Origin of the sequence: Acidovorax sp. ST3, from assembly GCF_003231145.1 — a bacterium.
GTDB lineage: Bacteria > Pseudomonadota > Gammaproteobacteria > Burkholderiales > Burkholderiaceae_C > Acidovorax.
The window spans coordinates 203,381-215,924 of sequence record NZ_QKVP01000002.1; the positions used below are offsets into that span (position 1 = coordinate 203,381).

The following is a 12,544-nucleotide window of genomic DNA, read 5'->3' on the forward strand; positions in this document are numbered from 1 at the left end:
CCGCAAGCGGAAAGCCATGGTTTTTACTTGCGCCAGCAGCTGGAACGGCCGCAAGCGTGCGTCTTGCACCATGCAAAACTTGCGGATTATAACCCGAGGCCCTGAATTCACTTCTGGCCGGCCTCTCGGCACACGCTCAGGTCGATGTCACCCGATCAGAACCAAAGGCCTGTTGCCGCCCTGGACCGCCTGTGTAGCGCCAAGGATACGCCGCAGCTCCGGCGTCGGTGGCGTAGGGCCACCCCGGCGCATTCCAGTCCAAGCCACCCTTATGATCGCTCGTGGATCAGCTACGCCCCGGCATTTCAACACTTCACTCCCGGACGATTCAACATGCCATTCACCCCGGCTCTCCATCCCTCTGCCCACTTGGCTCTGCGCAAGGCGACCGCTCCCCTGCTTTTGTGCATGCTGGTCCTGTGCCTCGGGCTGCATCCCGAGGCCAGCCACGCCACGACCAAGAACGCGGCTCAAGGCGCTCATGGCGAAGTGAGCAAGAAAAAGAAGTCCACCAAGGTGAAACAGGAGCGAAGCTCATCCGAGGAAAGCCGCTCGGACCGTGACCGCCGGCTGTACCGGGAATGCAAGGGGCGCGCCAATGCAGGTGCCTGCCTGGGATACACCAGCAAACCCTGACTCCACGCACCACGCCAGCAGAGGCACAGGCCCACCGCATCGCTGAGACGCCCTGGTACGGCGCAGGCGCTGCGCACCGGTCGCTGCTGGTTCAGGCGTTGGCCGCCGTGATGCCCCAGCGCGCGAGCGCAGCATCGTCACTCACCCGCGCATCCACCCAGCGGGCGCCCTGGGGGGTCTGTTCCTTTTTCCAGAAAGGGGCCTGGGTCTTGAGGTAGTCCATCAAAAACTCGCAGGCCTGAAAACTCTGGCCCCGGTGGGCGCTGGTCACCGCGACCAGCACGATTTGGTCCAGGGGATGCAGCAGACCGACGCGATGTATCACGCGGGCACCAAAAATATCGAAGCGCCGAAAGGCCTCGTCCACCATGGCCTCAATGGATCTTTCGGTCATGCCGGAATAGTGCTCCAGCTCCATGGACGACACCGGGTCGCCATCGTTGCGGTCACGCACGGTGCCCACAAAGCTGCACACAGCGCCCACCCCCTTGTTCTCGCGGCGCAGGGTGGCGATTTCAACGGACAGGTCAAAGTCCTCAGTCTGGATGGAAACACGGGGTACGGTCATGGCAATAGCTCTCAGCAGGGGCGTAGGAAGTTCGGCCAGAAAGGCGCATCAAGGCGAGCGATGCAGCCGTGGCGCAGCCAGCAGGGCTCGCTCCTCTTCCACCACCTTGTTCAGCTGCACCAGTGCGGGCGACGAGGGCAACTGGGCCAGCAATGCTTGCAGGCGCGTGATGTCGCCCACGCTGGGCGCCACCTTGATCTGTGCGACGGCGGCAGGCAGGTTGCCGCCCCGGACCAGCGCCAGTACCTTGGCGGGCCATTCACTTTTGTTGCGTGCCATAACTTGGTAAAAACATTTGTCTGTACGATTCGCCCGCACTGTACCCGCATGCGATCGGGTGCGCGATCTTCTAGCCCTCCCCCGCCCATGGCCACACAAACGATTGAGACCGACCTCTACAAGCTCTATCCATCCCCGCGCAATGCCGTCCGCGATGTGTTCGAGCACCAGGTCTTCGTGCCCCACCCTTACGCCATCATTGACCTCGATGTGATGGAACTGGCGGGCAAAACCACGCTATTCGGCGCGTGCCGCCTGTCGGACATGAAAATGGGCCAGGTCGTGACTTTCGAGCTGGCATCCGACCAGGCCAAGTTCGAGCGGCTCTTTACCCCCGACTGAGCCCATGGACGACGACAACCAGATCCTCGTGCCCCCGTCCTTCATGGCGGTGTACACCGACGCACGGGGTCGCCTGACCGAAAAGGCGGACGCCGTGCGCACCCGCTACGAGCTGTGCGAAGACCTGGCGGGCCACCTGGTGGAGCACGCACAGACGCTGTACCACGTGCAGGCGCCGTCCGAGACCGAGATCCTGCAGCGCATCCATGCAGGACTGTGCACGGCGGAATCTGGCGTGTCGGTGCCCGAGGCAACGTGGATCGTCACCCGGCTGGCCGAGCTGCTGGTGTGGCAATGCCCGTTGCTGCAAGCCCCTCCACCCACGCCGGTGGACGACGCGCCGCCGGGACTGCCCTCACGCTGATGGGTCCGGGTCCATGCCCCCTTGCAAAGGCCTGGCTATACTGCGCCCCATGCCCACGCACGCACTCTTTCCCGTGACCTCCGCACCCGCGGTGGCGTTGCAGTGCGTGGTCAAAGCCAAAAAACCCCAGCTCATCTGACCGGAGCTGTGTGGTTCCGTCCCGGATGAGCGACGGAACCTGTTGGCAAAAATCTCCCTTTTTTTGGCTCCTGGCGACTCGCGCACCTGTGACGGTTCTTCCCTTGGTCGAACCTTGAAAGGACGCTTCGCATGCCTGCAGTCTCTGCCTCCCCCACCCCATTCCAGGGTCTCTGGATTCCCCTGGTCACCCCGTTCCATGACGGCGCTATGGACCACCCCTCCCTCGCCCGTATGACAAGGAAGCTGGCCGGCCAGGGCATTGCGGGTTTTGTGGCCTGCGGGTCCACCGGCGAAGCCGCAGCGCTCGACAAGGCAGAGCAGTTGGCCGTGCTGGAGACGGTGCTGGACGCCTCACAAGGCCTGCCCGTGGTGATGGGCCTGTCGGGCTACCACCTGGGCCAGACGCAGGAATGGGTGCAGGCCCTGGCGCAATACCCCTTGGCAGGCCTGCTGGTACCGGCACCGCACTACATCCGCCCATCGCAAGACGGGTTGCTGCTGTGGTTCCGCGCCCTTGCCGACGCCAGCGCCGCGCCGCTGGTCATCTACGACATACCCTACCGCACAGGCGCCACGCTGGCCACCGACACCCTGCTGGCACTGGCCGAACACCCGCGCATCTGCGCCATCAAGGACTGCGGCGGCAATGCTGCCAAGACCCAGGCACTGATCGCGGACGGGCGCCTGGCCGTGCTGGCGGGCGAAGATGCGCAGATGTTCACCACCCTGGCCCTGGGCGGCCACGGCGCGATCGCCGCCAGCGCGCACTGGCAGGCACCGCGTTTTGTGGCCTTGATGGAGTTGCTGCGCGCGGGTGATCTGCTGGAGGCCCGCAGGGTGTGGCAGGCCCTGTTGCCCTGGGTGGAGGTGTGCTTTGCAGAACCCAACCCGGCGCCGCTGAAGGCCGTGCTGGCCCACGCGGGCTGGATGCGCAATGAGCTGCGCGCTCCAATGACAGCGGCCTCCGCCGCGCTGGAGCAGCGCCTGCAGGCCCTGCCCGGGCTCAGCCCCCGGTAACCGGGGGGAAAAACGCCACCTCGGCCCCATCGGCCAGGGTAGCGGACTCGTCGCTCAAGGTCTGGTTGAGCGCCATGCGCACGGCGCGGCCCCGCGCCAGGCTGCTGGCGTGGGCACCACCGCGAGAGATGAGTTCGTCGCGCAGGGCGCCGAGCGTGGTGGCGGCGGTTTCGACCGCCTCACTGCCTTGCCCAATGGCTTCGCGGATCGATGCGAAGTAGCGCACAGTGATCTTCATCCCAGCAACTCCGAAAACGCGATGAATTGCAAGGTGTCGCCCGGCGCAATCGTCTGGCCCGCCGGGTTGTCCACCACGCCGTCGCCCCAAGCCGCCGAGGTCAGCACGCCCGAGCTCTGGTTGCTGAACAGGTCCAACCCGCCCGCCGCGTTGAGCCGCACGCGCAGAAACTCGCGGCGTTTGTCGGCCTTGGGCCAAGGGAAATCGGCGCGGACTGCCACGGCTTGCGGCGCCACGTCCTGCACGCCCTGCAGCCGCAGCACAAAGGGCCGCACCAGCAGCGCAAAGGTGAGAAAGCTCGACACCGGGTTGCCGGGCAGGCCCATGAAGTGGGCGGCACCGCCTTCTCGCGGGATCTGGCCGTAGGCAAACGGCTTGCCGGGCTTCATGGCGATCTGCCACAAGTCCAGCGTGCCCAGAGTCTCTACCGCTGGCTTGATGTGGTCTTCCTCTCCCACGCTCACGCCGCCGCTGGTCAGGATCAGGTCGTGCGCGCTGCTGGCCTGGCGCAGGGCGTCGATGGTGGCGTCGCGCCGGTCGGGCACGATGCCAAAGTCGGTGACCTCGCAGCCCAGGCGCAACAGCATGGCGCGCAGAAAAAACCGGTTGCTGTTGTAGATAGCGCCGGGGCGCATCTGCTCGGGCGGCACCTCGCCGGGCATGACCAGCTCATCGCCCGTGGAGAACAGTGCCACGCGCGGGCGGCGCGCCACCTGCAGCTGGTGCAGGCCAATGCTGGCCGCCAACCCCAGTTCGGCTGGAGTGAGGCGCGTGCCCGCTGACAGCACCGCCGCCCCCCGGGTGATGTCCTCGCCCGCACTGCGAATCCACTGGCCCGCTTGGGGCACAGCGTTGATCCGCACCGAACCCAGTCCATCGGCCGCCCCAAGGGCCTCGCAGTCCTCCTGCATCAGGATGGCATCGGCGCCTGCAGGCACCGGCGCGCCCGTGAAGATGCGCGCCGCCGTGCCCGGCAGCAGCGGGTCACCCGCACTGCCCGCAGGAATGCGCTGCGACACGGGCAACACCACACCGGCCGCCGCCACATCAGCGCAACGCACGGCATAGCCGTCCATCGAGCTGTTGTCCTGCGGGGGCACTTGCAAGGCCGACACGCAGCTCTGCGCCAGCACGCGGCCGTCGGCGTCAAAGGTGGTGACCGTGTCGGTGCCAGGCAGCGGCTGGGCTTGCGCCAACAGATCCGCCAGCGCCTCGTCCAGCGGCTTGAGGGGCTTCATTGCGGGGCGCATGGCAGCAGCCCCCCGTGCAGTTCCCAGTTGTATTCAAAGCGGTGTTCGTACTGGATAAGCCAGTCCACCACCTTGTCGGGCGCGTTGAGGTCCAGCAGCGGCAGTTGCGTGAGCACCGGCAGGCTCTCGGGCGCATCGGTGGCCACGGCCACCACAAAGTCATCTTCCGGGTAGCGCACGGGTTTGGCCAGTTGCCCGGGCTCGGGCGCGCGCCAGACCTCGATCTTGAGCAGGTCGCTGTCCTTGAAGCCCTCCACCAGCACCCAGTCCACGCCCTGGTACAGCTCGGCCAGCAGGTGGTGCACGCTGAGCGTGGCGGGCTGCTCGAACTCACGCACCAGCATCAGGCGCTTGTCCGATGCCGCGACCACCTCGAAAGCCCCCGCCTCACGGTGGCGGTAGGTGTCCTTGCCCGGGTGGTCCACATCAAAACTGTGGTGGGCATGCTTGACCACCGATACGCGCAGCCCCCGCAGCCGCAGTGCGGGGATCAACTGCTCGACCAGCGTGGTCTTGCCACTGCCGGAGAACCCGGCAAAACCGACAACCTTCATCCACTGCTCCTTGATTAGCTATGCTATTTATAGCTTGCAGCGCATATCTGACTGGCGCTTGGGGCGATTTTGATCACAAACCCGGCTCACCCTGACGCGCAAAGCGCCTACCGACGCCTGCCACCGGACCGCCCGGGTGAGCCTTCACCCCGCCCGGCTCACGCGCAATGGCGCTCGATGTAGGCCTTGACCAAGTCCACATCGGCGGGCATCACCTGCACCCGCTTGGGCAGGTCTTCGATGCCGGCAAACTTGGCGGGCCGCTCGGGCGCATGGCCCAGGGCTTCGACGATGGTTTCGGCGAACTTGATGGGCAGCGCCGTCTCCAACACGATCATCGGCACGTTCGGGTCCTGATGGTGCTCCAGGGCCACCTTCACCCCGTCGGCGGTGTGGGTGTCGATGGTCACTCCATGGCGCTGGTAGTTGTCGCGGATGGTGGCCAGGCGGTCGGCATGGGTGCTCTTGCCGCTTTCAAAGCCGTACTTGGCAGCGGCATCGGCAAAACACGGGTCCTGGCTCAGATCAAACCGACCGTCCTTGGACAGGGCATCGCCAAACAAAGCCTTGGTGCGCGCGCCGTCGCGGCCCAGCAGGTCGAACACAAAGCGCTCGAAGTTGCTGGCCTTGCTGATGTCCATGGACGGGCTCGACGTTTCGTGCGTGTCCGCGCTGCCACGCACGCGGTACACGCCGGTGCGGAAGAACTCGTCGAGCACATCGTTCTCGTTGGTGGCCACCACCAGCTTGGCGATGGGCAGGCCCATCATGCGCGCCACATGGCCTGCGCACACGTTGCCGAAGTTGCCCGAGGGCACCGTGAAGCTGACCTTCTGGTCGTTGGTTTCCGTAGCCTGGATGTAGCCCGCAAAGTAGTACACCACCTGTGCCAGCAGGCGCGCCCAATTGATGGAGTTGACCGTGCCGATCTTGTACTTGTGCTTGAAGGCGTGGTCGTTGGAGACGGCCTTGACGATGTCCTGGCAATCGTCGAACACGCCTTCGATGGCGATGTTGTGGATGTTCTCGTCCTGCAGGCTGAACATTTGCGCCTGCTGGAAGGCGCTCATGCGACCGTGCGGGCTGGTCATGAACACACGCACGCCCGCCTTGCCACGCATGGCGTATTCGGCCGCGCTGCCGGTGTCGCCGCTGGTGGCGCCCAGGATGTTGAGCTGCTCGCCACGGCGGCCCAGCTCGTACTCGAACAGATTGCCCAGCAACTGCATGGCCATGTCCTTGAAGGCCAGTGTGGGGCCGTTGGACAGGGCTTCGAGCCACAGGCTGTTTTCCAGGTGGCGCAGGGGCACGATCTCACCCGTGCCGAACACTTCGGCGGTGTACGTCTTGGCGCACAGGGCCTTCAGGTCGGCAGCAGGGATGTCGTCGATGTAGAGCGACAGGATCTGGAACGCCAGCTCTGCATAGCCTTGCTCGTGGTAGGCCTTGCGCAAGCGCGTAAGCATGGCGTCATCCACCTGCGGGTAATGCTCGGGCAGGTACAGGCCACCATCGGGCGCCAGGCCTTCGAGGAGGATGTCGCAAAACTGCTTGCGGTCTGCATGGCCGCGGGTGCTGAGGTACTTCATGAGGGGTTCCCGTCGGTATCGGTGAATGGGGTGAACTGGCTAAAAGCTGATGCCGTACACACGGATGTCAATGTAGAGACGCGAGGCGATCAGCAGGAAGAACCCGCCGATCAGGATGAGCCAGTGCAGTGCCCGGTCCTGGCGGTTGTCGGTGCGCTCCAGCAGCACAAAGTAGAGCCACGCGGCCAGAAAGCTGCCCGCCCCGTTGAGGACGGCCTGCGTGCGCGGCATGGACCCGAACAGGGCCAGTGCGACCAGCAGGCCGAACCAGAACGCCAGATGCCAGCGCGGCAGATCGACATGCGCCATCTTGAGAAGCGCCGACAGCGTGAGGGCGGTAACCAGCGTGGGCATGGCGGGGCAGCATCATGGCGCGGCGTGGTCCATCATCAGTTGAGCTCTTCCTTGCGGATGCGCGTGATGGGCGCCAGCACGGTAGGCAGTGCCTGCATTTGTGCAATGACGGCATCCATCGTGCCTTCGCGGGTGTCGTGGGTCAGGATGATCAGGTCGGTCTGGGTCGAGCCCTCGCCTCCCACTTCGTCCGCCTCGCGCTGCAGCACGGCATCGATGCTCACACCCGCTTCGGCCAGCAGACCCGTGACCTTGGCGAGTACACCGGCCTGATCGGCCACGCGCAGGCGCAGGTAGTAGCTGGTGACCACTTCGCTCATCGGCAGCACGGGCAGTTGGTCCATGGCACCTTGTAGCGTGTTGGCCTGGAAGGCCAGGTGGGGCACGCGGTGTTCGGGGTCGGCCGTGTGCAGACGGGCAATGTCCACCAGGTCGGCAATCACGGCGCTGGCGGTGGGCTCGGAGCCCGCGCCCTTGCCGTAGTACAGGGTGGTGCCCACAGCATCGCCTTGCACCACCACGGCGTTCATCGCGCCTTCGACGTTGGCGATCAGGCGCTTGGAGGGCACGAGGCTCGGGTGCACGCGCAGCTCGATGCCCTTTTCGGCCCGCTTGGTGATGCCCAGCAGCTTGATGCGATAACCCAGCTGCTCGGCGTACTTGATGTCGGCAGCGGAGAGCTTGGTGATACCTTCCACGTAGGCCTTGTCAAACTGCACGGGGATGCCGAAGGCGATGGCCGACATGATAGTGGCCTTGTGCGCGGCGTCCACGCCTTCGATGTCAAAGGTCGGGTCGGCCTCGGCGTAGCCCAGGCGTTGGGCTTCCTTGAGCACCACATCAAAGTCCAGGCCCTTGCTGCGCATCTCGGACAGGATGAAGTTGGTGGTGCCGTTGATGATGCCGGCGATCCACTGGATGCGGTTGGCCGTGAGGCCTTCCCGCAGCGCCTTGATGATAGGGATGCCACCGGCCACAGCGGCCTCGAAGGCGACCATCACGCCCTTGGCCGATGCGGCCGCAAAAATCTCGGTGCCGTGCACGGCCAGCAGCGCCTTGTTGGCAGTGACCACATGCTTGCCCGCCGCGATGGCTTCGAGCACCAGGGCGCGGGCGATGCCGTAGCCGCCGATCAGTTCGATCACGATGTCGATGTCGGGGTTGGCGATGATGGCGCGGGCGTCGTTGACGACCTGGATGCCGTCACCCACCACGGCCTTGGCGCGCGCCACGTCCAGATCGGCCACCATGGTGATCTCGATGCCACGGCCAGCACGGCGGCTGATTTCGTCCTGGTTGCGTGCGAGCACGTTGAACACGCCGCTGCCGACGGTACCGATGCCCAGAAGGCCTACTTGGATGGGTTTCATAGCAATGGGAAGAGAAAGAAAAACAATGATTCGGGAAGGATGTATGGGGCGAGGTGTCGAGCAGCAGATCCGTCAACGGGTGACATAGGTCGGCAGCTGCCAGGCGCCGCCCGCAAAACCACGGCACATGCCATCGCCAGACTCGCTGCGCAGCACAAAACCCTGGCCGTCGAACTGCCACTCACGCACCCACCAGCAGTCGCCAATGCCACGGCCCTTCATCGCCGAATGCACCATGCCCGAGGCGGGATCGAAATCGCCGTCCACGTCCTGCAAGGGCTCTGGCTTGTAGGGCGGGCGGTCGTTGGCGACCCATAGCAGGCTGCTGAAGTTGTAGGCCCCCATGCCGCAGGGCACGGACAGCAGCACCTTGCGATCCGTGAGCCGGTAGACCTGCACGTTGGCGGGGTTGAACGCATCGTCGCCATTGCACTGGCCCTCAGTACTTGCGCGGTCCAGCGCAGCCACCAGCGGCTTAGCCAGCGCGGCATCGCCCTTGCGCGCAGGCAGCGGGGTCACCGCCTTGATCACGGGAGCTGGCAAAGGGGGCAGCACGGAAGCCTCTGGCTTCGTGCCCTTGCGTACCAGGGCGCCCGGTGTGCCCACCCGGCCCTGGGCCTCGTCCATCTTGAGCAGAACCGCGGTGACACCCGCCAGCGACAGCACCCAACGGTCCTTGCCAGCGGCCACCGTAGCCTCTTCATTCTTGAGCAGCTCCTGCAGCAGGCGAGGCACCTGGGCCGCAGGCACGCTGGGGGTGTCGCCCTTGAGCCCCGGCAACGAGAGTGCGCCCACCTTGAGGTGCAGCGACGCTGGAGAGGCCTTCTCGGTGGACACCTGCAGGTCCACCAGCACCGGTGCGTCAGGCCCTGCCACGCGGGTCAGGCGCATGGAGACCGGCTCTGACTCTCCACCCTCCGACTGGTACCCCACGGCCCTGCAAGTGCGGGTGTTGTCGCACTGCAAGGCCCAGTCCTTGTGCTGGAAGCTCACGGGCTCCTTGCCCTTGTCGGCAGCGTGCACGGCACCGAGCAAGCCCGCCGCCACCAGCACGCACGCGGCAACATGCCGGGCCAGGTCTAGAGCGGAGGGGCTGCGCATGGAGCGTATCGCCTAGTTGTCTGTGCAACGCGACAGATCAGGCCGCGACCGCTGCCGCAGTGGTCTGCTTGCGCTTTCGGTATTGCTCCAGGAAGCGCGCCACGCGGCCAATGGCATCGCGCAAGTCGTCTTCATGCGGCAGGAACACGATGCGGAAATGGTCGGGCGCGGGCCAGTTGAACCCCGTGCCCTGCACCAGCATGACCTTGGTTTCCTGCAGCAGCTCCAGGAAGAACTGCTGGTCGTCCTCGATGGGATACACCGCCGGGTCGAGGCGCGGGAACATGTAGAGCGCGGCCTGCGGCTTCACACAGGTCACACCGGGAATGGCCGTGATCAGCTCATACGCCAGGTCACGCTGCTTGCGCAGGCGGCCGCCTTCGCACACCAGTTCGTTGATGCTCTGGTAACCCCCCAGCGCCGTCTGCACGGCCCACTGGCCGGGCACGTTGGCGCACAGGCGCATGTTGGAGAGCATGTTCAGACCCTCGATGTAGTCCTTGGCAGGCTTCTTGTCGCCCGACACCACCAGCCAGCCAGCGCGGTAACCGCAGGACCGGTAGCTCTTGGACAGCGAGTTGAAGGTGAGTGTGAGCACATCCTCGCTCAGCGAGCCAATGGCCGTGTGCTTGGCGCCGTCGTACAGCACCTTGTCATACACCTCGTCCGCAAAGATCACCAGGCCATGTTCGCGGGCGATGCCCACGATGCCCTTGAGCAGCTCGACCGAGTACAGGGCCCCCGTGGGGTTGTTGGGGTTAATGACCACGATGCCTTTGGTGCGCGGCGTGATCTTGGAGCAGATGTCGTCCAAGTCGGGCATCCATCCATTGGCTTCGTCACACAGGTAGTGCACCGGGGTGCCGCCCGACAGGCTCGCCGCAGCGGTCCACAACGGGTAATCCGGCGACGGCAGCAGCAATTCGTCGCCCGTGTCCAGCAACGCATTGGTGGCCATCACGATCAGTTCGCTGGCGCCATTGCCCAGGTAGATGTCGTCCAGCGCCACGCCCTTGATGCCCTGCTTCTGGGTCTCATGCATCACGGCCTTGCGGGCTGCGAAGATGCCCTTGCTGTCCGAATAGCCCGCCGAGTTGGGCAGGTTGCGGATCATGTCCTGCTGGATTTCTTCGGGGGCATCAAAGCCAAACACGGCCAGATTGCCGATGTTGAGCTTGATGATCTTGTGTCCGTCCTCCTCCATCTGCTTGGCCGCGTCCATGATCGGGCCCCGGATGTCGTAGCAAACATTGGCAAGCTTGGCGGATTTTTGGACGGTTTTCATGCGCTGACAGTAGTGCGGTGGGGTCAGGAGGCCGCCGGGGCCGGTGCCCTCAGGCGAAACCTATAATTTGACCACAGAACCGTTGCCATCCCCCGGCGGCAGGCGCCGCTGTCAGCCCCGCAGCCCCCCGGGCTCACCCATTCCCGACATGAAATTCCAGCCCGACCGCTCCAACGCACAGACCATCAGCGGCTACGGCCCCGGCTGGATCGGCATCGACGCCGACAAGATCACCCACAGCGTCATCATCGGCTCTGGGGGCCTGCGCCAGCCCTGGCCCTGCGCCCGCTTTGAGGACCTGACCCCGGAGCATTTCGCCCAGCTGGCCGGACTGGAGACGGAGCTTGTGATTTTTGGCAGCGGCCTGCGCAACCGCTTTCCACCGCCCGCCTGGCTCGCCCCCCTGATCGCACAGCGGCTCGGGCTGGAAACCATGGACACCCAAGCAGCCTGCCGCACCTACAACATCCTGGCGAGCGAAGGACGCAATGTGGTCGCCGCGCTGATCCTTGAAGTCTGAGCGCAGGGCGGATTGCCGGCCCCAGGGCCTGCAGCGGGCGAGCTGACAACCTATGCACAGGCGTACCGAAGTACCCGCCGACCCGCGCCGGACACACTGTCTTACATTTGGCCGGGAACCGATTTCAGGGTAAAATTACGGGTTGCGGTCGGGGGCACCACTAAGAGCAATAACACACCCACTCCCCCGGCTTACCAACGACTACATCCTGAGAGATTGAAGTGATATGGCGATCGTTGTCAACAAACCCCTCCCCGAATTTGAAGCCAACGCAACCGGTGGTATCAAGGTCTCCAACACCTCCCACCTTGGCCAAATTCTGGTTCTCTACTTCTATCCCAAGGACAACACGCCGGGCTGCACCACGGAGGCCATGCAGTTTCGCGACAAGTACAAGGATTTCGTGAAGGCAGGTGCCGCTGTGTTTGGTGTCTCGCGTGACAACATGAAGTCGCACGACGACTTCAAGGAAAAGCTGGAACTGCCCTTCGAGCTGATCGCCGACACCGAAGAGAAGATGTGCCACATGTTCGGCGTGGTCAAGAACAAGATCATGTACGGCAAGAAGGTCAAGGGCATTGAGCGCAGCACCTTCCTGATTGGCCCTGACGGCCTGCTGGTGCAGGAATGGCGCGGCCTCAAGGTGCCTGGCCATGTGGACGAAGTCCTCAAGACCGTCAAATCCCTCAAGGCCCTGAAGAAGGCCGCCTGAGCCCAGCACGGATTGCACAGGGTTCGATTGCGCTATTGCATTCCATCGGGGGTCATTGGAGCATCCACGCGACACACCGCCCGATTTGCCTCGGCAAGACACATGGAGTGGGCATAATGGATCAATGCCCCTGGTTACTGCACCGCTAGCCCTCACCCAAAAAGCCGCCTTGGCCTCCAGGCGGCTTTTTGCTTTCTGACCCATCCGTTACCCCTTTACCGACC

Annotated in this window: 16 protein-coding genes; 6 read left to right on the plus strand and 10 right to left on the minus strand. The window is 64.5% G+C overall.

What is annotated here, in order from left to right:
* Nucleotides 1–333 precede the first annotated feature (333 nt).
* Nucleotides 334–636, plus strand: a complete 303-nt coding sequence (locus DNK89_RS24495; RefSeq protein ID WP_153064245.1) for a hypothetical protein — start codon at nt 334–336, stop codon at nt 634–636.
* A gap of 91 nt (nt 637–727) precedes the next feature.
* Here DNK89_RS24495 and DNK89_RS05865 read toward each other — a convergent pair whose 3' ends face one another.
* Both DNK89_RS05865 and DNK89_RS05870 read right to left on the minus strand, forming a co-directional pair.
* Nucleotides 728–1,204, minus strand: a complete 477-nt coding sequence (locus tag DNK89_RS05865; protein WP_110959332.1) for a molybdenum cofactor biosynthesis protein MoaE — start codon at nt 1,202–1,204, stop codon at nt 728–730.
* 48 nt (nt 1,205–1,252) lie between these two features.
* On the minus strand, nt 1,253–1,483 hold the full coding sequence (locus tag DNK89_RS05870; RefSeq protein WP_015013264.1) for a hypothetical protein: 231 nt from the start codon (nt 1,481–1,483) through the stop codon (nt 1,253–1,255).
* 87 nt (nt 1,484–1,570) lie between these two features.
* Between DNK89_RS05870 and DNK89_RS05875 the strand changes: the two genes are divergently transcribed.
* The 3 genes from DNK89_RS05875 (at nt 1,571) to dapA (ending at nt 3,347) form a co-directional block, all read left to right on the plus strand.
* Nucleotides 1,571–1,825 carry a hypothetical protein gene (locus tag DNK89_RS05875; protein WP_015013263.1) on the plus strand — a complete coding sequence of 85 codons (255 nt, stop codon included), beginning with the start codon at nt 1,571–1,573 and terminating at the stop codon, nt 1,823–1,825.
* Between the two features lie 4 nt (nt 1,826–1,829).
* The gene (locus DNK89_RS05880; RefSeq protein WP_110959333.1) at nt 1,830–2,189 is read left to right on the plus strand and encodes a hypothetical protein; all 360 of its coding nucleotides are present in this window, start codon (nt 1,830–1,832) and stop codon (nt 2,187–2,189) included.
* A gap of 270 nt (nt 2,190–2,459) precedes the next feature.
* Nucleotides 2,460–3,347 (plus strand): 4-hydroxy-tetrahydrodipicolinate synthase, encoded by an 888-nt coding sequence (gene dapA, locus DNK89_RS05885; RefSeq protein WP_110959334.1) that lies wholly within the window; start codon nt 2,460–2,462, stop codon nt 3,345–3,347.
* Here the strand turns inward: dapA and moaD are convergent.
* The 8 genes from moaD to DNK89_RS05925 form a co-directional block, all read right to left on the minus strand.
* Nucleotides 3,334–3,585 (minus strand): molybdopterin converting factor subunit 1, encoded by a 252-nt coding sequence (gene moaD, locus DNK89_RS05890; RefSeq protein ID WP_110959335.1) that lies wholly within the window; start codon nt 3,583–3,585, stop codon nt 3,334–3,336. The two genes, dapA and moaD, sit on opposite strands and share 14 nt — an antisense overlap.
* Nucleotides 3,582–4,835: a gephyrin-like molybdotransferase Glp gene (gene glp / locus DNK89_RS05895; RefSeq protein WP_110959336.1), complete on the minus strand. Its 1,254-nt coding sequence runs from the start codon at nt 4,833–4,835 to the stop codon at nt 3,582–3,584. Before glp ends, moaD begins: the two co-directional genes overlap by 4 nt.
* Nucleotides 4,820–5,389, minus strand: coding sequence for a molybdopterin-guanine dinucleotide biosynthesis protein B (gene mobB / locus DNK89_RS05900; protein WP_110959337.1), 570 nt, complete (start codon nt 5,387–5,389; stop codon nt 4,820–4,822). Before mobB ends, glp begins: the two co-directional genes overlap by 16 nt.
* A gap of 158 nt (nt 5,390–5,547) precedes the next feature.
* Nucleotides 5,548–6,978, minus strand: a complete 1,431-nt coding sequence (thrC, locus tag DNK89_RS05905) for a threonine synthase (RefSeq protein ID WP_015013257.1) — start codon at nt 6,976–6,978, stop codon at nt 5,548–5,550.
* 39 nt (nt 6,979–7,017) lie between these two features.
* Nucleotides 7,018–7,332, minus strand: a complete 315-nt coding sequence (locus DNK89_RS05910) for a response regulator (RefSeq protein WP_110959338.1) — start codon at nt 7,330–7,332, stop codon at nt 7,018–7,020.
* A gap of 35 nt (nt 7,333–7,367) precedes the next feature.
* A complete protein-coding gene (locus DNK89_RS05915; protein WP_060987058.1) occupies nt 7,368–8,702 on the minus strand; it encodes a homoserine dehydrogenase in 1,335 nt (444 codons plus the stop codon).
* Nucleotides 8,703–8,774: 72 nt separating this feature from the next.
* Complete coding sequence (locus DNK89_RS05920; RefSeq protein ID WP_110959339.1) at nt 8,775–9,803, minus strand: DUF1176 domain-containing protein; 1,029 nt, start codon at nt 9,801–9,803, stop codon at nt 8,775–8,777.
* A 37-nt stretch (nt 9,804–9,840) separates the two neighbouring features.
* Nucleotides 9,841–11,088 carry a pyridoxal phosphate-dependent aminotransferase gene (locus DNK89_RS05925; protein WP_110959340.1) on the minus strand — a complete coding sequence of 416 codons (1,248 nt, stop codon included), beginning with the start codon at nt 11,086–11,088 and terminating at the stop codon, nt 9,841–9,843.
* 148 nt (nt 11,089–11,236) lie between these two features.
* Between DNK89_RS05925 and DNK89_RS05930 the strand changes: the two genes are divergently transcribed.
* Nucleotides 11,237–11,608 (plus strand): Mth938-like domain-containing protein, encoded by a 372-nt coding sequence (locus DNK89_RS05930; RefSeq protein ID WP_110959341.1) that lies wholly within the window; start codon nt 11,237–11,239, stop codon nt 11,606–11,608.
* A 226-nt stretch (nt 11,609–11,834) separates the two neighbouring features.
* The gene (locus DNK89_RS05935) at nt 11,835–12,320 is read left to right on the plus strand and encodes a peroxiredoxin (protein ID WP_015013251.1); all 486 of its coding nucleotides are present in this window, start codon (nt 11,835–11,837) and stop codon (nt 12,318–12,320) included.
* Nucleotides 12,321–12,544 lie beyond the last annotated feature (224 nt).